The sequence below is a fragment of the Streptomyces sp. 6-11-2 genome (assembly GCF_006540305.1).
In the GTDB taxonomy this organism is placed as follows: Bacteria; Actinomycetota; Actinomycetes; order Streptomycetales; family Streptomycetaceae; genus Streptomyces.
In genome coordinates this window covers 4675720-4695169 of sequence record NZ_BJOR01000001.1, presented here as the reverse complement: position 1 = coordinate 4695169, position 19450 = coordinate 4675720, and the positions used below count along the sequence as shown (strand labels likewise).

The window sequence follows — 19450 nt, the reverse complement described above, 5'->3', positions numbered from 1 at the left end:
GCCGTATCCGCACCGTCCGGAACCGGCGCGCGTGGCCCGGCGGTCAGCCCGCGTCGCCCGGCGCGGCCCGAGCGTCCGTCCGCAGCACGTCCGTCAGGGCGTGCAGCCGGGGGGACGCGGCGAGGTCCTCCAGGGTCACCGGGCGGCCGTCGGCGTCGGCGACGGGCAGGCGCCAGTTCGGGTACTGGTCCCAGGTTCCGGGCAGGTTCTGCGGACGCCGGTCGCCGACCGTGTCGGGCAGCCACAGGCCGATCATGCGGGCCGGGGTGCGCAGCAGGAAGCGGTGGACGGCCTGGATCCCGGCCTCCTCCGAGCAGCCGCCGGCACCGCCGTCCGTGCCTCGCAGCAGGCCCAGCTCCGCCAGCAGGGCCAGCCATTCGCTCGTGTCCGCGGCGGCCTCCGCGCGCTCCTCCTCCAGGGGGCGGGTGAGCAGGCCGAGGCGGTGGCGCAGTTCGACGTGCTCGCCGGTGAGGCGGGCCGCGGTGGACGGCAGGTCGTGGGTGGTGGCGGTGGCCAGGCAGTCCGCGCGCCAGCGTTCGGGGGGCAGCGGGCGGCCCGACCCCTCCCAGTCCCGTTCGAACCACAGCACCGAGGTGCCGAGCACCCCGCGCCGGTCCAGGGTCTCCCGCACTCCGGGCTCCACCGTCCCGAGGTCCTCGCCGATCACCACGGCCCCCGCCCGCGAGGCCTCCAGCACCAGCACGGCGAGCATGGCCTCGGCGTCGTAGCGGACGTACGTGCCCTCGGTGGGCGGCAGGCCCTGCGGGATCCACCACAGCCGGAACAGGCCCATGACGTGGTCGATGCGCAGGGCGCCCGCGTAGCGGAACAGGGCGCGCAGCAGCCGGCGGAAGGGCGCGTAGCCGGAGGCGGCGAGGCGGTCGGGGCGCCAGGGCGGCAGGCCCCAGTCCTGACCGCGCGCGTTGAAGGCGTCCGGCGGCGCGCCGACCGACATGCCGGCCGCGAAGTGGTCCCGCTGCGCCCAGGCGTCGGCCCCGCCGGGGTGCACGCCCACGGCGAGGTCGTGCACGATCCCGATCCCCATGCCCGCCTCGCGGGCCGTGCGCTGGGCGGCGGTGAGCTGGGCGTCGGTGAGCCAGGCGAGCCAGGAGTGGAAGTCGACGCGGTCCGCCAGCGCGGCGCGGGCGCGGGCCGTCTCCGCCGAGCGCGGGTCCCGCAGTCCCTCGGGCCACCGGCTCCAGTCCGAGCCGTGCACCTCGGCGAGGGCGTACCAGGTGGCGTGGTCCTCCAGGGCCCGGCCCTGCCCGGCGAGGAAGTCGGCGTAGGCGGCGCGGCGGCCGGGACCGAGCGGCACCCGCCGCACCAGCTCCAGCGCCTCTCGCTTGAGCTCCCACACCGCGTCCCGGTCGATCAGGGCGCCCTCGTCCAGTACGGCGGCGCGCAGCCGGCCGGCCCGCTCCGGCAAGGGCCGCAGCCGGTCCTGCTCCTCGACGTACGCGAACTCCGGGACCTCCTCGACGCGCAGGTGCACCGGGTCGGGGAAGCGGCGCGAGGAGGGGCGGTAGGGGGACGGGTCGGCGGGCGGTCCGGGCACGGCCGCGTGCAGCGGGTTGACCTGCACGAATCCGGCACCCAGCGCCCGTCCGGCCCAGCCGCTCAGCTCGGCGAGGTCACCGAGGTCGCCCATGCCCCAGGAGCGGTGGGAGAGGAGGGAGTACAGCTGGACGAGCAGCCCGTACGAGCGTCCCGCCGGAGTGGGCAGCCGGGGCGGGGCGGCGATCAGGTGCGCCTGCCCGGTGCGGCCGTCGGGGGCGGTGGCGGTCAGCCGGTGGACGCCCGGCGGAAGGCGGTCCAGGCGGTCCGTCCCGTCCACACCCTGCACCCAGGAGCGGGTCCCGCCCCGCTCGGTCTCGACGTCCAGCCGGGTGCCGGGCGGCAGCCCGGCGAGGGCGGGCGGCGGCAGCCCGACGTCCGCCTCGGCCGCAGGGGCGCCGCCGGTGACAGGATCCGTCGCGGGACCGCCGGTGGAGCCGTCCGTGGAGCCGCCGGTGGGACTGTCCGTGGGGCCCAGCCAGCACACCACCGTCGGCGGCAGCAGCCGTTCGTCCCGTTCTCGTTCGCGGGCGGTGAGCGCGGCGCGGGCGGCCGCGGGGGTGCTCGCGTCGACGTCCAGGGCGGCCAGGGCCGCGACGACCGCGCTGGCGGAGGCGGTGACCCTACGGCCCGGGGAGGGGCTGTAGGAGGTGGCGACGCCGTGCAGCGCGGCGAGCCGGGTCAGCTCGTCACCGAGAAGTCCGGGAGATCCTCCGGAAGATCCGGGAGTTTCGGAAGGTCCGGGAGGTTCGTCCGGCCGCGGTTCCGTCATCTACAACTCCGCTCGACAGGGGTCCTGTCCGGCCGACTCGGCGACCGATTCGCTGGTCAGGGGGGCCGGCTCGGCGAGTGGCGGCTCGCTGGTCAGCGGCTCGGCGTCGGGCAGCGGCGGCTCGCTGGTCAGCGGGACGTCGGCGCGGGTGCCCTCCGCGCCGAACACGCTCAGGCCGGGGTCGGCGGGCAGCAGGTGGTCGGCGGGCGGCTCCGCCACGTGTTTGGACAGGGCCGAGAGCAGAAGGTGTGCCGGTGCGGCCACGGGGGCCTCCTTGTCGAGTACGGCATCAAGGGGATTACCGCAGCCCTACCCAGTGCTCGCCGCGGCAGACGTACGAGAACGACCTACGTGCCGCTGGTCACATTCCCCTTCACCAGGTTGGGGCAATCACGGCACAACGGCCACTCTCGTTGACACCTTCCCGCAGGGATGGTGTGGTCAGGACTCTTCGACACTGCCTTCGGCCCCGCCCGGCGAAGGCCGATCGACGAGGAGGGGCCGTGCGGCGTCGGCGCGGTATGGGGCATGGGAAGAGCGCGGCCGCACTCGCGTTCGCCGTCATGGCCGGAACACTGGGAGCCGCACCCGCGGCCGTCGCGGCGCCGTCGGCGCCCGACCCGGGCGCCGGCCTCCCGGCCGCGAAGCCGGAGCACCCCGCCGCGGACTCCTCCGGCCCCGCGGTGTGGCCGCGCCCGCAGTCCCTGCGGACGACCGGCGGCGCGGTGAAGGTCGCCGACCGGGACGTCGCCCTCGTCACCGACACGGAGGCGGACCCGTACGCCCTGAGCGCGCTGCGCTCGCTGCTGTACGGGGCCGGGACCCGGTCGGTCACGGACCTCGCCGTCACGGACCCGGTTCCGGCGGGCGCCCTGGTGGTGCGCGCGTACACCGAGCGGGCGCACGGCGACCCTCGGCACGCGCTGCCCTCCGGCGGCTACCTCGTCACCACCGGCGGCGGCGCCCTGACGCTCACCGGCGCAGGCGAGGACGGCCTGTTCCACGCCGTGCAGACGCTGCGGCAGCTGCTGCGCCCCGACGGGACCGTCCCCGGCGTGACCGTCCGGGACTGGCCGGGCACCGCCGTGCGCGGCACCACCGAGGGCTTCTACGGCACCGCGTGGACGCAGCAGCAGCGGCTCGCCCAGCTGGACTTCATGGGCCGCACCAAGCAGAACCGGTACCTGTACGCCGCGGGCGACGACCTCTACCGCCAGGAGCGCTGGCGCGAGCAGTACCCGGCCATGCAGCGGGCCGCCTTCCGGGAGCTGGCCGACCGGGCGAGCGCCAACCACGTCACGCTCGGCTGGGCGGTGGCGCCGGGCCAGTCGCTGTGCTTCGCCTCGGACGACGACGTACGGGCGCTGACCCGCAAGCTGGACGCCATGTGGGAGCTCGGTTTCCGGGCGTTCCAGCTCCAGTTCCAGAACGTCAGCTACAGCGAGTGGCACTGCGGCGCGGACCCGGCCCGTTTCGGCTCCGGCCCGGACGCGGCGGCACGGGCGCAGGCGCGGGTGGCCAACGAGGTCGCCCGCCACCTGGCGGAACGTCATCCGGACGCGGCGCCGCTGTCGTTGATGCCGACGGAGTTCTACGAGGACGGCGCGACGCCCTACCGGCGGGCGCTGGCGACCGCGCTGGACGCGTCGGTGCACGTCGCCTGGACCGGGGTGGGCGTGGTGCCGCGGACCATCACCGGCGACGAACTGGCCGACGCCCGCGCCGCGTTCGCGCATCCGCTGGTCACCATGGACAACTACCCGGTCAACGACTACGCCGAGGACCGGATCTTCCTCGGCCCGTACACCGGGCGCGAACCGGCCGTCGCCAGCGGCTCGGCCGCCCTGCTGGCCAACGCGATGGAGCAGGCGGAGGCCTCCCGCATCCCGCTGTTCACGGCGGCCGACTACGCCTGGAACCCCCGCGACTACCGCCCCGAGGAGTCCTGGCAGGCGGCCATCGCCGACCTCGCGGGGGGCGACGCACGGCGCCACGAGGCGCTGTCGGCCCTGGCCGGCAACGACGCGTCCTCGGTGCTCGGCGGCACCGAGTCGGCGTATCTGCGCCCGCTGATCGCGGACCTGTGGCAGGCCCGCACGACGACGGACCGGGCCGCGAACGATCGTGCCGAGCAGCGGCTGCGCGCCGCCTTCACGGTGCTGCGCGAGCTGCCGCGCGGACTGGCCGGCGAGGGCACCCTGGCGGCCGAAGTCGCGCCGTGGTCCGCGCAGTTGGCCCGCTACGGCAAGGCGGGCGAGGCGGCGCTCGACATGCTCCGCGCCCAGCGCGCGGGCGACGCGGCGGGGGCCTGGACCGCGTACCGGACGCTGGACCGGTTGCGGGCCGAGGCCAAGCAGGCCGATGTGACGGTCGGCAAGGGCGTACTGGACCCCTTCCTCGACCGGGCGCGGCAGGAGTACGAGACCTGGGCGGGCCTGACGCACGAGCCGGAGGCGGACCCGGACGGGGCGCCGGACGGCCGCACGATCCGTTTCCCGCACGCCCGCGCCCTCACCGCCGTGACGGTCCTCAGCGACCCCGGAACCATCGGTGACGTCGAGGTCCACGTCCCCGGACATGGCTGGCGCCGGGTGGGATCGCTGGCGCAGGGGGGCGCGACGGAGCTGGAGACCACGCAGTCCCCGTCCCCGGGCGGCCCGGTGACACACCCGCCTGCCCTCTGGCCGCCGGTCTCCCCGGCTCCGGGCCTCTGGACGCGCCCGCCGGCCCTCGTGCAGCCCACTCCCCCGCCGGCCGGCACCCGCGTCGACGCCGTCCGCGTGACCGGCGCCTACCCGACCCGGGTGCGCCACCTGGTCCCCTGGTTCGCCGACACCCCGGTCGCGGACCTGGAGCTGCCGCGCGCCGAGGCCGACGCGGAGATCGGCGGCACGGAGCGGCTGACCGCCCGGCTGTCCTCCGGCCGTCCGGCCGACGTACGGGGCAAGGTCACCGTCGAGGCCCCCGAGGGCATCGAGGTCCGTGTTCCCGCCACCTCGCTCACCGTGCCCCGCGGCACCACGGTGGACGTACCCGTCGAGGTGACCGTGCCGCCCGCCACGCCCGCACGCGCGTACGACATCCGCGTCACCTTCGCCGGGGTGACCCGCACCCTCACGGTCCGCGCCTTCCCGCGCACCACCGGCTCCGACCTGGCGCGCACCGGCACGGCGAGCTCCTCCGCCGACGAGACCTCCGACTTCCCGGCCTCCGCCGCGATCGACGGCAACCCGGACACCCGCTGGTCCTCCCCCGTCGACGACGGCGCCTGGTGGCAGGTGGAGCTGCCGCACGCGGTGCGCCTGGGCAAGGTCGCCCTCCACTGGCAGGACGCCCACCCCTCCGCCTACCGCGTCCAGGTCTCCCCCGACGGCCGCCGCTGGCGCACCGCCACCACCGTCCGCGACAGCACCGGCGGCCGCGAAACCGTGCGCATGGACGCGCGGGACGTCCGCTACATCCGCGTGCAGGGCGACAGACGAGCCACCCAGTACGGCTATTCGCTCTGGTCGGTGGAGGCGTACGCGGTCGCGGACTGAGCCCACCGGGCAGCCGACGCGTTCAGATCGTCCGGCGGAATCGTCCGGCGGGATTTTCCGGAGATCACTATTCACTCAGTACATGTACTCAGTACATACTGAGCACATGAGCACCCGCCACATCCTGCTGGGCCTGCTCGCCGGAGGGCCGAGCCATGGCTACGACCTGAAGCGACGCCACGACGAACACTTCCCGCAAGCCCGCCCGCTGGCCTACGGGCAGGTCTACACGACCTTGCAGCGGCTGATCCGCGACGGACTGGCCCAGGTGGAGGGCACCGACTCCGACGGCGGCCCGGAGCGCACGCTGTACCGCCTCACGGCCGAGGGCTCCCGGGACGTGGCCGTCTGGGCCGGGCAGGTCACGCCTCCCGCGCCCTTCGTGGCGAACGAGATCTTCGCGAAGGTCGTCGTGGCGATCCTCACCGGCGGCGACCCCGCCGCCCACCTGCTCGCGCAACGCTACGCGCACATGGAGCGGATGCGGGAGCTGACGGCGGTCAAGACCGCCCCGGGCGCCGACCTGACGACGGTGCTCTCGGCGGACTACGCCCTCAACCACCTCGACGCCGACCTGCGCTGGATGACCACCACCCAGGCCCGGCTCACCACTTTGACCGCTCTGACCGTGGAGGTCGACCGAGCATGAGCAACCCTCCGGTGCCGCTTCTGGTGGCCCGAGACCTCGTCAAGTCCCATGGCAGGACCCCGGCGCTGCGCGGGGCGTGCCTGGAGCTGCGCGAGGGCGAGATCGTCGCCGTGACCGGCGCCAGCGGCAGCGGGAAGTCCACACTGCTGCACTGCCTGGCGGGCATCGTCCGGCCGGACGCGGGCTCGGTGACGTACCGCGAGGAACGTGTCGACGGGCTGCCGGAGCGGCGCCTGAGCGAGCTGCGCCGCACCGACTTCGGGGTGGTGTTCCAGTTCGGCCAGCTGATCCCCGAGTTGACCGCCGTGGACAACGTCGCGCTGCCGCTGATGCTGGCCGGGACCGCGCGGGGGGCGGCCCAGGAGCAGGCGGGGGCATGGCTGGAGCGGTTCGGCGTGCGGGAGCAGGAGGCCGCGCGGCCCGGGGAGTTGAGCGGAGGACAGGCGCAGCGCGTGGCGCTGGCACGGGCGTTGGTGACCGCCCCGAAGGTGGTGTTCGCGGACGAGCCGACGGGGGCACTGGATTCGCTGGCGAGCGAACAGGTGATGACGGCCCTGGTGGGAGCCGCCCGGGAGGCGGGCACGGCGGTGCTGCTGATCACGCACGACGCCCAGATGGCGGCGTACGCCGACCGCGAGGTGCGGTTGCAGGACGGCGTGACGGTCGCGTCGGGGGTGCTCGCGTGAGGACCGATCTGCGGCTGGCCTGGCTGCTCGTGCGGGGTTCGGACCGGCGGGAGTGGTGGCGGATCGCGCTGACGGCGGTGGGCGCGATGTGCGCGACGGGGCTGGGCCTGGCGGCCGCCGTCCTGGCCACGGTACGCGGGCAGTACCGCCTGTCCTTCGGCAACGGCCTGCTCGACCAGCCCGGCGAGCGCTCCGGAGTGATCGTCTCCCTGCTGCTCCTGCTGGTGCCCGTCCTCGGCTTCCTCGGGCAGTGCGCCCGGATCGGCGCGGTCCACCGCGACCGGCGGACGGCCGTGCTGCGGCTGGCGGGCGCGGAGCCGGGCCGGGTGCGGCGGATCGCCGCGCTGGAGACCGGGCTCGCCTGTCTGCTGGGCTCGACGCTCGCCACGGCCGGGGCGGCGGCGGCGCTGGTGGCCGTGTGGGAGCGGCCGACCGCGTCGGCCTGGGCCGGGATGACGCTGGTGGCGGTCGTGGTACCGGCGCTGGGCATGGCGGCCGGGGTGCTGGCGCTGCGCCGCGTGGTGGCCTCACCACTGGGGTGGGTGCGGCGGAGCCCTACGCGCTCGGGGCGTGGCCCGGCGCTGCTGTTCGTGGGCGGACTGCTGGTCGTGGGCGTGGTGGCGCTGGGGGCGGTGGCCGGTACGACCGCCGGCTCCCGGCATTCGTCGAGGGGCCCGGTCATCGTCATGGCGGCGGTCCTGGCCGTCGGCGCGGGCGCGGTGTGGCTCACGGGCGCCCTGTCCCGGCTGACCGGCCGGCTGCTCGCGGCCCGGACCGGCTCCCCGGCGGTGCTGATCGCGGCGGAACGGCTGCGGGACGACCCGTGGGCGGCGGCCCGCACCCATGCGGCGGTGCTGCTGGTGACGGTGGTCGGGACCGGGTTCATGGGGGTGCGGCAGGCGCTGCTCGCGGGGCTGGGGACCGCGGACGACACGCACGGTTTCGCCGAGGACGCCTCCTTCTACACGACGGGGCTGAACCTCACGGCCGCAGCCATCGCCCTCGCCCTCGCGATCGTCCTCACGGCGCTCGCCGTCGGTACCGCCGAGTCCGTCGCCACCCGGCGCCGGGCCCTGGCCGCGCAGGTGGCCGCCGGAGTACCCATCCGGGTGCTCGCCCGGGCCCTCCTGCTGGAAACCGCCCTGCCCCTGGCCCCGGCCGTACTCGTGGCGGGCATCGGCGGCCTGGCGATCGGCATCTGCTACGGAGCCTTCACCACCGGGACCGTGCCCTACACGTCACTCCTGGTCCCCGCCGGCGTGTACGCCACCTGCCTGCTGGCCACGGCCGCGTCCCTGTCCCTGCTCCACCGCTCGGTCCGCCCGGCGGAGCTGCGGTACGCGTGATCCTCCGGTCCCGGGGACCCTGGACCCCGGGACCGGAACAACCGGACCTCACGCGGCTACGCCGACAAAGCCCTGGGCCGAGCTTCTCGAGCTCGCAGGCTGAATACTTACCTTTACCGCGGGACTTCGTGGCCAATTTACTGGCGATTCGACGCAAAATCGCGACGATCAGGGGGGTGGTTTTAGCCAAGATCTACGAATGGCGCCCTGAATCCCCGCATGCAGGATATGTTCATCTGGGCGTCGGGAGCACCTCGACGTCTAATCCCTTTAAGGGATTTTTGCATGCCTAGGGGAGGAATTCTTCATGCGCAAGAGAGCTGCAACCATAGGCGCCGCACTCGCGGGCGCTGCCCTGCTGTTCGGGGCAACGTCCGCTTCGGCCGCCGAGGCCGGCGCTCAGGCCCTGTCCTGCAAGACCAGTGCGGGCAACACCGGCGGCTGGGCCGAGTGCACCGGCTCCGGCGTGTGGCGCGCCAAGGCCGTCTGCAACTTCGAGTCGGACAAGTACTCACAGCGCGTCGACCAGAAGAGCGGCACCGTCCGGGTCTACGTGCCGGACTGCACCTTCAGCATCGAGAAGGTCGTCGTCGAGCTCCTCTGACGCTGCGTGAACGAACGCGCTGGGGCGTAGTGAAAGTACGCCCCAGCGCTGTCCCATAGGATCACACATGCCGCTGCTAGAAGTAAATTCCCTCCACCAGGGATACAAGCGTAAACCGGTCGTTCGTGGACTCGACCTTGAACTCGACGCGGGAGCCTTCGGGCTTCTGGGACCCAACGGCGCGGGCAAGAGCACGCTCCTGCGGAGTCTGGCCACGGTGAGCAGGCCCACGTCAGGGAGCGTCCGGGTGTTCGGGAAAGAGATCACCACGGCGAAGGAGCTCCGAGCAGCGCGGCGTGAGATCGGGTTCCTTCCCCAGAGCTTTGCCTACCCCGCAGACTTCACAGTCGTCGATTTCGTGAGGCACTGTGCTTGGCTGCGTGAGGTTCCCCGGAGCCGCATTCCGGTAGTGGCCGCGGAAGCAATCGAGCGGGTGGAGCTCGGCGAGCAGGCCAACACCCCGCTGCGGAGGCTGTCCGGAGGCATGCTGCGTCGCGCAGGGATCGCCCAGGCGATTGCAGGACGCCCCGGACTGGTGATTCTTGACGAGCCGACCACAGGTCTCGATCCGCATCAGAGGGTCAGGTTCAGGGAACTGATCCGGGATCTGGCAGAGGCCAGCTGTGTCCTGCTCAGCACACACCTGGTTGAAGACGTCGCTCACACCTGTGCGCGCATAGGTGTTCTGCATGAGGGCACCCTTCGGTTCGTCGGCACACCGACCGAACTGGAGAAGTTGGCCACTCCCGGTTCTCCTGGGGACACACCCCTGGAACAGGGTTATGCCTCGGCCTTGAGCAGGTCGGCTTCACACGTGACTGATGCGTCATGAGCGGATTCCTGGTCGAACTTCGTCGGACTCCCGTCCGCTGGACGGTACTTCCTCTGCTCATCGCCTCCGCCGCCATGGTCTTCCTCGTGGGAGGCGAGTGGAGGGGCTCCTGGCCGGAGACCTCCGCCGCGGCGACCCGCGCCGCCATTCCCCTGATGGTGGCCGCGGTCGGCATCGCGGCCCACAGGTCCTCCCAGTTCCGCCGCAGCGGCTCGGAAACGATTCTTGCCGCGCGCCCTCCCTATCAGGTGGAACTGAGCCGGCTGGCCGCCGACACCGTATGGCTCGGCGCGGTCTATCTCCTCTGTACCGTGTCCGCCTGGGCCGCCACGGCAGGGGCGCCAGGCGGGCCGTGGCCCGAGTACGTTCTTTTCGGGGTCTCCGGAGTGGTGTTCGCCCTGGCGCTCGGACACTTCATCGGCCGCGTGCTGCCCAGCCGCTTCACCGGTGCGATTGCCGCAGTCGGAGGGTTTCTCCTCTTCAGCCTGGTCTTCGGATCGCAGTCCTCTCCACTCACCGATGTGGTCTTCTACCACGCCATCGACGTGCGCCTGTCGGCCACGCACATGGCATGGCGACTCGTGGTCACCGTGTTCGCCGTCGCGGCCATGTGCACCGTCAACGCGCTGATGAGCAGGGACACGCGCCTGAAGGGCGCGGCAACCGCCGGCGGCTTCTTCTCCGTTGCCACGCTGGTCTGCATGGCCGCCATGCCGGGCAACGACAGCTCCCTCCTGGAGAACCGCCGGCCCGAAACGCCGGTCTGCGCCCCGGGCGGCGGAAGCACCGTGTGCGTGTGGCCCGAGCACGCGAAACGACTTGACGGAGCCGTCGACGCTGCACAGAAGGTCATCGCGGCTGCTCAGGGCGTTCTGCCCGCCCCGGAACGCTATACGGAGCAAGGCCTGGAGCGAAACGGCTTGGGTGGCTTCACGCTCGACCACGGTCAAAGGGACCTTCTGCACACCATGCTTCTGGAACTGACGTCCCCGCACAAAACCTGGTGCGAAGAGGAGCCTGAGGAAAAGGCCGAACGAAGGATGTACGCGGGACTCCGGCTGGAGGCGTGGATGGAGGCACGTGTCACGGGCTCCAGCAAGCTGCCCGACTACGTGTACTCGGGAGACACGGGATGGCAGTCGGAGGTTCGCCGGGCCCTCACCCTGCCCAACGCCGATCAAGTGACCCAGGCGAAGCGGTGGGCACGTGAGATGCGGGCGTCATGCTGACCGGCGATCGCGCATTCTCACCGCTGCGCTCCCACCTGCGGTCGCATCACAGCGCGCGGTCCTTGGCGTTCATGGTGGTCTGTACCGTGGCACTCACCTGGTGGGGAGGACATGCTGTCCTCTTCCCGAACGTGAGCGGTGGTAAGCCCATTCCGGCATCCGGCGCCGCGTTCATGCCGTTACTCCTGGGCATCGGCGTGCTCATCTCGGCCATCGACGGAATGGCTGACTTCTCCGGGGCGTCGGCCCGCCCCCGCAGCCATGTGCTCGCTTGGCACCTGGCTGCGGCACTGGGGACCGCGGTTTTCCTGTCCTGCGTCGCCCTGCTCCTCTCCGGCGAACCGGACGCACTGCCCTTGGCTTTCAGGAATACCTTGGGCTTTACGGGCCTGGCGGGCATCTCCGCCGCATTGCTGGGCTTCAGGCTCTCCTGGCTTCTGCCCCTCGGCCAGACCATCCCGGCCTTCCTCTTGGGAACCCCGGACCTTGAGGGCGCTCATGCACAGTGGTGGGAATGGCCGCGTGCCGGCACCGGGAATGGAACATCGTGGGCGGTGGCGGTGGGGCTGTTGACGCTGGGGATGCTCCTTGTTCTTTTCTCGGCCGACCGCAGAAGGTGAGTCCACCAGACCCGGGGCACATCGGGCGAGGGGCCGATTTTCACCATCGGACGGACCGGTGACGTCCTGCTCCTCCCGCGCGAGCTGGTTCGGCTGGGGCCGGGTGTGACGCCCGGCCCGCGTACCCGAACAGGACGCGGGCCGGGCGTCGCACCCGTCGGCAATGCGAAGGCCCGGAATCGTCAGGCGGAGATGCCGTCGATCCGGGCCAGGGCGTCGTCCGCGCCGTACGGCTGCAGGTAGGGCAGCCAGCGCGGGTCCCTATGCCCGGTGCCGATGATGCGCCAGGCCAGGCCTGTGGGCGGGGCCGGCTTGTGGCGCAGGCGCCAGCCGAGCTCGACCAGGTGGCGGTCGGCCTTGACATGGTTGCAGCGGCGGCAGGAGGCCACCACGTTGTCCCAGACGTGTTTGCCCCCGCGCGAGCGCGGGATGACGTGGTCGACGCTGGTGGCGATGCCACCGCAGTACATGCACCGGCCCCCGTCGCGCGCGAACAGCGCCCTGCGGGTCAGAGGAACGGGCCCCCGGTAGGGAACCCGCACGAAACGCTTGAGCCGGACCACGCTGGGTGCGGGGACGGTAACGGTTGCGCTGTGCAGATAGGCGCCGGACTCCTCGAGGCAGACTGCCTTGTTCTCGAGGACGAGGACGAGCGCGCGGCGGAGCGGTACGACGCCGAGCGGCTCGTACGACGCGTTGAGGACCAGGACATGCGGCACGGATGCCTCCTTGTACGCCGGCGGCGCGTGGCTCGCGCCGGGGCTGCCTGCAGTCAGTTTCCCCTCATGCCTGGTGAACGCGCCACCATGTCCCGGTAACGGGCTGGGAGTGTTTTCGACCACATCTCATTCATCCCCCGGGCCACGGCCCCTTCACACAGCCTGTTCAGAGGCCGGTGGTCACCGTGTCCCCATGCGCCCTTCCCCGAACTTCACGGGAACCCACACACCCTGCCCCGTTAGTGTGGTGGTTCTGCCCGTCCGGTGATCTCTTCGTGACCCAGTCGATATTGACCCCGTGCCGGAGGGCAGATGCACCTGGAGGTACCTGCCGTGTCCTTGCCCGCCGCCCTGCCGGCTGCCGGTCCGTCGCCGTCGCCGTCGCCCTCCGAGTCGCCGGCTCTGACGGTCCCGACGTTCCAGGACGCCCACGAGACCGCGACGAACGCCGCCAGCTGGGTCGAGCAGAACTGGTCCACGTGGCTCGCCATCGGCCTGAAGATCCTGCTGATCCTGGTGATCGCGGCGGTGCTGAGAGGGGTGGTCCGGCGGGCGATCACCAAGGTCATAGACCGCATGGCCCGTACCGCCCAGGCGGTGGACGGCACCGCGCTGGGCGGGCTGCTGGTCAACGCCGAGCGCCGCCGGCAGCGCTCGCAGGCGATCGGCTCGGTGCTGCGCTCGGTGACGAGCTTCCTGATCATGGGCACGGCGGCGCTGATGGTGCTGTCCACCTTCGAGATCAACCTGGCCCCCCTGCTGGCCTCGGCCGGTGTGGCCGGTGTGGCGATCGGTTTCGGCGCCCGCAACCTGGTCACCGACTTCCTCTCCGGCGTCTTCATGATCCTGGAGGACCAGTACGGCGTCGGCGACTCGATCGACGCGGGCGTCGCCGCCGGCGAGGTGATCGAGGTCGGACTGCGCGTGACCAAGCTGCGCGGGGCGAACGGCGAGATCTGGTACGTCCGCAACGGCGAGATCAAGCGCATCGGCAACCTCTCCCAGGGCTGGGCCACGGCCGGTGTCGACGTCACCGTCAGGACGGACGAGGACCTGGACAAGGTGAAGGCCACCCTCGACGAGGTCGCCGAGCGGATGAGCAAGGAGGAGCCATGGAACGAGCTCCTGTGGAGCCCGATCGAGGTGCTCGGCCTGGACAGCGTGCTGATCGACTCCATGGTCGTCCGCGTCACCGCCAAGACCATGCCGGGCAAGTCGGTGACCGTCGAGCGGGAGCTGCGCTGGCGTGTCAAGCGCGCCTTCGACGTGGCCGGCATCAGGATCGTGGGCGACGCGACGGCCCCGGCGGAAGAGGCCCCGGCAGCCGACCCGACGGCGGGCATGTCGGCCCCCTCGGCGTTCGCCAGCACCACCTCCCCGCAGTCCCTGGCGGCCTCGCCGATCCCGCCGCCGTCGCTGTCGAAGTAGAACCACCGCACCCTCACGGCGAAAGAGGCGGCGCCCGGAAAGCCCCGGGCGCCGCCTCTCGCGTGCACGAAAGGGGGGACGGAACGCTTCAGCACACTCGTTCGAGTGAAGGGGTGCGGATTCCGCCGCACGACGCGCCCCGCGCGCTCCATCGTTCTGCCGGGGCACCCGGCGCGGGCGTAGCCTGACACCAGCGCGACAAGGAGACCAGCGATGAGCGGAGCGCCGAACCGATCATGGAGCCGGTGATGACGCAGGTGGACCCCATCGACCTGTTGAACGCGATCGAAAAGGCGTCGCCGATGCCGATTCGGCCGGAGTACATCGAGGGGACGGTCATCGTGCCTCCACAGCCGAACGACCATCACAACGACGGCGCCTTCAAGCTCGCGGTCCAGTTCTTCAACGCCGGGTTCGAACTGGCGGGCATGGGCAACGGTTATCGCGCCGCCAACAAGGACGGCGGCACCATGGCCCTGCTCATTCCGGACTTCTACGTCCGGCGACGCAAGGCCTCCGAACTCGACGAGTCCTACCGCAAGACCCACAAGGGCTGGTACCCCGTCGACATGATCGCCCTCGTCGGCGAGGTGACGTCGAGCAACCACTGGACGGACACCGGCCCCAAGCTCCGCACCTACGCCGCCGCGGGCGTCTCCGTCTACGTCCTGGTCAACCGCGAGACCCGGGCCGCCCACTGCTACACCACCCCCGTGCTCCCCGACGAGGACCCCACCAAGGCGTACTACGACGGCGAGGCCAAGGTCGACCTCGGCGATCCGCTCCCCCTCCCGGCGCCGTACCCCACGCTGGACACGGCGCCGTTCGTCAAGGACTGACCGGACCGGGCTCCCGCCGCACACACCCCTCGCCGCCCCGCGGGCAACTGCTCCGCTGCCGGGGCCGCTTTTCTCTTGACGTTCGCTTCGCCCCGGGCATACCTTCCTCCCACCCGAATAGGAAACTTTCCTAACAGTGATGTCCAGGGGGAGGCAGGTGCCGACTATGTCAGGAGCCACCGGCACGCCGGGCACCCCGCGGGTCCTGCGCGCCATGAACGACCGCGCCGCCCTGGACCTCCTGCTGGAGCACGGGCCGCTGTCGCGCACCAGGATCGGCAAGCTGACCGGCCTGTCCAAGCCGACCGTCTCCCAGCTCCTGGCCCGCCTGGAGGCCGCCGGGCTGGTTCTCGCCACGGGGACCAGCGAGGGACGCCCGGGCCCCAACGCCCAGCTGTACGCGGTCAACCCGGCCGCCGCCCACGCCGCCGGGCTGGACGTCACTCCCCTCCGCATCCGCGCCGCCGTCGCCGACATCACCGGCCGCACCGTCGGCGAGTACGAGCTGCCGACCCCCGGCCGGCGCCCGTCCCAGCCCGTCGTACGACAGGTCACCGACGCCCTCGACGGCGCGGTGAAGGCGGCGGGGCTGGCCCGCGGCGACGTGCACCGGCTGGTCATCGGCACCCCCGGCGCCTTCGACCCCAACACCGGCCGCCTGCGTTACGCCTCCCATCTGCCCGGCTGGCACTCCCCCACCCTGCTCGACGAACTCGCCGCCGCCCTGCCGATGGCGGTGGAGTACGAGAACGACGTCAACCTCGTGGCCATGGCCGAGCAGCGGCTCGGCGCGGCCCGCGGCCACCAGGACTTCGTGCTGCTGTGGAACCAGGAGGGCCTGGGCGCCGCCCTGGTGCTCGGCGGCCGGCTGCACCGCGGCTGGACCGGCGGTGCCGGCGAGGTCGGCTTCCTGCCGGTGCCGGGCACCCCGCTGGTCCGCCAGGTCACCAGGGCCAACAGCGGCGGCTACCAGGAACTGGCCGGCTCGCAGGCGCTGCCGAAGATGGCCCGCGAGCTGGGCATCGAGGACCTGCCCACGGGATCCTCCGCCGAGGCCGCCGCCGAACTCGTCGCCCGCGCCGCCGACCACGCCACCGGCCCCCACCGCATGCTCCTGACGACGTACGCGACCCGGCTCGCGACCGGTCTCGCCTCCCTCGTCTCCGTCCTCGACCCCGAACTCGTCGTCCTCAGCGGCGCCTCGCTCACCGCCGGCGGCGAGGTGCTGCGTGCCCTGGTCCAGGCCGAACTGGAGGAACTGGCCGCCTCCCGGCCCCGCCTGGTGGTCGGCGACGTCCGTGAACACCCCGTGCTGCGCGGCGCGTTGGAGAGCGCGCTCGCGAAAACCCGCGACGAGGTCTTCGACACCTCGCGCTGACCGACGTACCGGCTGCCGTACCCGCCCCGCCCCTTCCCTCACCGCCCGCCCGTCCCAGGGAGATCCAGCCATGCCCGAAGTGTCCAGGAAAGCGGCCCTCGCCCTCGCTGCCTCCGCCGCCATGGCGCTGCTCGCCACCGCCTGTACCGGTCAGCCCGACGCCGGCGCGAACGACGACGCGTCGAAGGACACCACCATCAACTTCTGGCACGCCTGGAGCGATCCGAGCGAGGTGAAAGCCGTCACGTCGCTGATCGACGGCTTCCGGAAGGCGCACCCCAACATCCGTGTCGACGTCGTCGGCAACATGACCGACGACAAGATCAACCAGGCGCTGCGCACCGGCGGCGACAAGGCGCCCGACGTGATCTCCTCCTTCACCACCAACAACGTCGGCAAGTTCTGCTCCTCGGGCGCGCTGGTCGATCTCACCCCGTTCTTCCAGAAGACGGGCACAGACCCGGAGAAGACCTTCCCGAAGGCGATGAACGAGTACACACAGTTCGACGGCAAGCGCTGCACGGTGCCGCTGCTGGGCGACGCCTACGGCCTCTACTACAACAAGGACGCCTTCGCCGCCGCGGGCATCGAGAACCCCCCGAGGACCTGGTCCGAGTTCGAGGCCGACGCCAAGAAGCTGACGATCCCCCAGGGCGACGGCTACCGGCAGCTCGGCTTCATGCCGAACTACCACGGCTGGGAATCGACGACCGAGCACTACTTCGCGCAGTTCTCCCCGACGTACTTCGACTCCAGCGGCACGTCGAACCTGGCGAAGGACCCCGCGTTCGAGAAGGGCTTCACCCTTCAGAAGCGGCTCGTGGACGAACTCGGCGGCTACCGGAAGCTGGAGAAGTACCGCGCCACCCTCGGCGACGAGTGGGGCCCCAAGCACCCCTTCCACACCGGCCAGGTGGCCATGCAGCTCGACGGCGAGTGGCGGCTGGGCATGGCCGAGGAGGCCAAGCCGAAGTTCGAGATAGGCGTCGCCCCGCTGCCCGTCCCTGACGACCAGGCCGACCAGTACGGCAAGGGCTACATCACCGGCACCATCGCCGGCATCGCCGCCACCAGCAAGAAGCAGAACGCGGCCTGGGAACTGGTGAAGTACATGACCACGGACACCGACGCGGTGGTCGGCTTCGCCAACGACATCCACAACGTGCCCTCCACACTGGCCGCGCTGAAGTCCCCGAAGCTGAAGCACGACCCGCGCTTCAAGACCTTCCTGGACATCGCCGCCGACCCGCAGTCGACCACGACGCCCGCCTCCGTCAACGGCGGCCAGTACCTGGTGACGATCCAGCAGTTCGGCTACGACTACGAGAGCGGCCGGGCGAAGGATCTCAAGGCCGGCCTGCGCAAGGCGGCCCAGCAGATCGACACGGACATCGCGCAGGCAAAGTAGGCGCGCATGACCACCGTCACCCTGGCGTCCAAGCGCCGCCGTTCGGCGCTGAAGACCCTCGCCTTCATGTCGCCGTGGCTGATCGGCTTCGCGGTCTTCTTCGCGTATCCGCTGATCTCCACCGTCTACTTCTCGTTCGTGCGCTACGACGGCTTCCAGCCGCCGACCTGGCGCGGCACCGGGAACTGGACGTACGTCTTCCAGAACTACCCGCTGTTCTGGCCGGCCCTGCGCAACACCCTGTGGCTGGTACTGGTGATGGTGAGCCTGCGCGTGGTCTTCGGACTCGGCGTGGGCCTGCTGATCACCAGGATCAGGACGGGCACGGGAGTCTTCCGTACCCTGTTCTACCTGCCCTACCTGGCCCCGCCGGTGGCGGCGACCATGGCCTTCGCCTTCCTCCTCAACCCCGGCACGGGCCCGGTCAACTCCCTGCTGGAGCGGGTCGGGATCTCCGCGCCCGGCTGGTTCAACGACCCCGCCTGGTCCAAACCGGCCCTGACGATGCTCGCCCTGTGGGGCGTGGGCGACCTGATGGTCATCTTCATGGCCGCGCTGCTCGACGTACCCACGGAGCAGTACGAGGCCGCGGAGCTGGACGGCGCCTCGCCCTGGCAGCGCTTCCGGTACGTCACGCTGCCGAACATCTCGCCGATCGTGATGTTCGCGGTGGTCACGGGCGTGATCCAGACGATGCAGTACTACACCCAGCCGCTGATCGCCGGAAAGGTCGCCTCGGGCGTGATCCAGGGCGCGGGCACCCAGTTCGAGCCCGGCTACCCGGACAAGTCCACCCTCACCCTCCCCCAGCTCGTGTACAACCTCGGCTTCCAGCGCTTCGACTACGGCTCGGCCTGCGTGGTGGCGCTGGTGCTGTTCGCCCTGTCGATGGTGTTCACCGCGTTCCTGATGCGGCGCCGGGGCGGTCTCATCCAGGCAGGTGACTGACGATGGCCCAAGTGCTCGACAAGCCGGTGGGGTCGAAGACACGGCCCTCCCCCGCCGAGCGCACGGCCCGCCGCAGGGCGGTGCTGGAGTGGATCGCGGTCCACTCGCTGGGCGTGGCGGCCGCGCTGTTCTTCGTCCTGCCCTTCGTGTTCGTCCTGCTGACCTCGCTGATGAGCGACAGCCAGGCCCTCAGCCGCGACCTGGTCCCGCACACCTGGGAGTGGGGCAACTACAAGAGGGTCCTCGACACCCCGGGCTTCCTGACCTGGTGGCGGAACACGCTGGTCTACGCCGGTCTCGGCACGGTCCTGACGGTCGCGTCCTCGCTGCCCGTGGCGTACGCGCTGGCGAAGTTCCGCTTCCGGGGCCGCAACCTGTCGCTCATGCTGGTGATCTCGATGATGATGCTGCCCCCGCAGGTGATCATCATCCCGATGTACCTGTTCTGGGCCAAGCAGCTGGACCTGTCCGGCACGCTGTGGCCGCTGATCATCCCGATGGCGTTCGGCGACGCGTTCTCCGTCTTCCTGCTGCGGCAGTTCCTGACGACCATTCCGAACGAGTACCTGGACGCGGCGAGGGTCGACGGCTGCGGCGAGCTGCGCACCCTGCTGAAGGTCGTCGTCCCCATGGCCAGACCCGGTCTCGCGGCCGTCGCCCTCTTCCAGTTCTTCTACGCCTGGAACGACTACTTCGGCCCGCAGATCTACGCCTCGGAGAACCCGGGCGCCTGGACCCTGTCCTACGGACTGGAGTCCTTCAAGGGCGCCCACCACACCGACTGGAACCTCACCATGGCCGCGACCGTTCTGGTCATGGCCCCAGTGATCCTCGTGTTCTTCTTCGCCCAGAAGGCGTTCGTCGAGGGCGTCACACTCACCGGAGTGAAGGGTTGAACA

At 71.4% G+C, this 19450-nt stretch carries 17 protein-coding genes; 14 read left to right on the top strand and 3 right to left on the bottom strand.

Annotation, left to right across the window (positions count from 1 at the left end):
- Window positions 1-43: 43 nt before the first annotated feature.
- Window positions 44-2326, bottom strand: a complete 2283-nt coding sequence (gene malQ, locus TNCT6_RS20645) for a 4-alpha-glucanotransferase (RefSeq protein ID WP_141360861.1) — start codon at window positions 2324-2326, stop codon at window positions 44-46.
- Window positions 2327-2590 (bottom strand): hypothetical protein, encoded by a 264-nt coding sequence (locus TNCT6_RS20640; RefSeq protein ID WP_141360859.1) that lies wholly within the window; start codon window positions 2588-2590, stop codon window positions 2327-2329.
- 257 nt (window positions 2591-2847) lie between these two features.
- On the opposite strand from TNCT6_RS20640, the gene TNCT6_RS20635 reads away from it, so the two are divergent.
- The 8 genes from TNCT6_RS20635 to TNCT6_RS20600 all read left to right on the top strand — a co-directional run bounded on the left by TNCT6_RS20635 (window position 2848) and on the right by TNCT6_RS20600 (window position 11831).
- Window positions 2848-5865: a beta-N-acetylglucosaminidase domain-containing protein gene (locus TNCT6_RS20635; protein WP_141366655.1), complete on the top strand. Its 3018-nt coding sequence runs from the start codon at window positions 2848-2850 to the stop codon at window positions 5863-5865.
- 106 nt (window positions 5866-5971) lie between these two features.
- Window positions 5972-6514 (top strand): PadR family transcriptional regulator, encoded by a 543-nt coding sequence (locus tag TNCT6_RS20630; protein ID WP_141360857.1) that lies wholly within the window; start codon window positions 5972-5974, stop codon window positions 6512-6514.
- A complete protein-coding gene (locus TNCT6_RS20625) occupies window positions 6511-7200 on the top strand; it encodes an ABC transporter ATP-binding protein (RefSeq protein ID WP_141360855.1) in 690 nt (229 codons plus the stop codon). Before TNCT6_RS20630 ends, TNCT6_RS20625 begins: the two co-directional genes overlap by 4 nt.
- The gene (locus TNCT6_RS20620) at window positions 7197-8546 is read left to right on the top strand and encodes an FtsX-like permease family protein (protein ID WP_141360853.1); all 1350 of its coding nucleotides are present in this window, start codon (window positions 7197-7199) and stop codon (window positions 8544-8546) included. The genes TNCT6_RS20625 and TNCT6_RS20620 overlap by 4 nt, the downstream gene beginning before the upstream one ends.
- 307 nt (window positions 8547-8853) lie before the next feature.
- Entirely contained in the window at window positions 8854-9150 is a 297-nt protein-coding gene (locus TNCT6_RS20615; protein ID WP_141360851.1) for a hypothetical protein, read from the top strand.
- Between the two features lie 67 nt (window positions 9151-9217).
- Window positions 9218-9982: an ABC transporter ATP-binding protein gene (locus tag TNCT6_RS20610; RefSeq protein ID WP_141360849.1), complete on the top strand. Its 765-nt coding sequence runs from the start codon at window positions 9218-9220 to the stop codon at window positions 9980-9982.
- Entirely contained in the window at window positions 9979-11211 is a 1233-nt protein-coding gene (locus tag TNCT6_RS20605) for a hypothetical protein (protein ID WP_253266174.1), read from the top strand. Before TNCT6_RS20610 ends, TNCT6_RS20605 begins: the two co-directional genes overlap by 4 nt.
- The gene (locus tag TNCT6_RS20600; RefSeq protein ID WP_141360847.1) at window positions 11205-11831 is read left to right on the top strand and encodes a hypothetical protein; all 627 of its coding nucleotides are present in this window, start codon (window positions 11205-11207) and stop codon (window positions 11829-11831) included. Before TNCT6_RS20605 ends, TNCT6_RS20600 begins: the two co-directional genes overlap by 7 nt.
- Before the next feature lie 182 nt (window positions 11832-12013).
- On the opposite strand, the gene TNCT6_RS20595 is transcribed toward TNCT6_RS20600, so the two are convergent.
- Window positions 12014-12550 carry an HNH endonuclease gene (locus tag TNCT6_RS20595; protein WP_141360845.1) on the bottom strand — a complete coding sequence of 179 codons (537 nt, stop codon included), beginning with the start codon at window positions 12548-12550 and terminating at the stop codon, window positions 12014-12016.
- 312 nt (window positions 12551-12862) lie between these two features.
- Here TNCT6_RS20595 and TNCT6_RS20590 point away from each other — a divergent pair, with 312 nt between their 5' ends.
- The 6 genes from TNCT6_RS20590 (at window position 12863) to TNCT6_RS20565 (ending at window position 19447) form a co-directional block, all read left to right on the top strand.
- Window positions 12863-13978, top strand: coding sequence for a mechanosensitive ion channel family protein (locus TNCT6_RS20590; RefSeq protein WP_141360843.1), 1116 nt, complete (start codon window positions 12863-12865; stop codon window positions 13976-13978).
- A 248-nt stretch (window positions 13979-14226) separates the two neighbouring features.
- Window positions 14227-14817: a Uma2 family endonuclease gene (locus tag TNCT6_RS20585; protein ID WP_253266173.1), complete on the top strand. Its 591-nt coding sequence runs from the start codon at window positions 14227-14229 to the stop codon at window positions 14815-14817.
- 166 nt (window positions 14818-14983) lie between these two features.
- Window positions 14984-16195 (top strand): ROK family transcriptional regulator, encoded by a 1212-nt coding sequence (locus TNCT6_RS20580; RefSeq protein WP_141360839.1) that lies wholly within the window; start codon window positions 14984-14986, stop codon window positions 16193-16195.
- A 70-nt stretch (window positions 16196-16265) separates the two neighbouring features.
- Window positions 16266-17603, top strand: a complete 1338-nt coding sequence (locus tag TNCT6_RS20575) for an ABC transporter substrate-binding protein (RefSeq protein ID WP_141360837.1) — start codon at window positions 16266-16268, stop codon at window positions 17601-17603.
- Window positions 17604-17609: 6 nt separating this feature from the next.
- Window positions 17610-18551, top strand: a complete 942-nt coding sequence (locus TNCT6_RS20570) for a carbohydrate ABC transporter permease (protein WP_141360835.1) — start codon at window positions 17610-17612, stop codon at window positions 18549-18551.
- 2 nt (window positions 18552-18553) lie between these two features.
- The gene (locus tag TNCT6_RS20565) at window positions 18554-19447 is read left to right on the top strand and encodes a carbohydrate ABC transporter permease (protein WP_141360833.1); all 894 of its coding nucleotides are present in this window, start codon (window positions 18554-18556) and stop codon (window positions 19445-19447) included.
- Window positions 19448-19450: the final 3 nt, after the last annotated feature.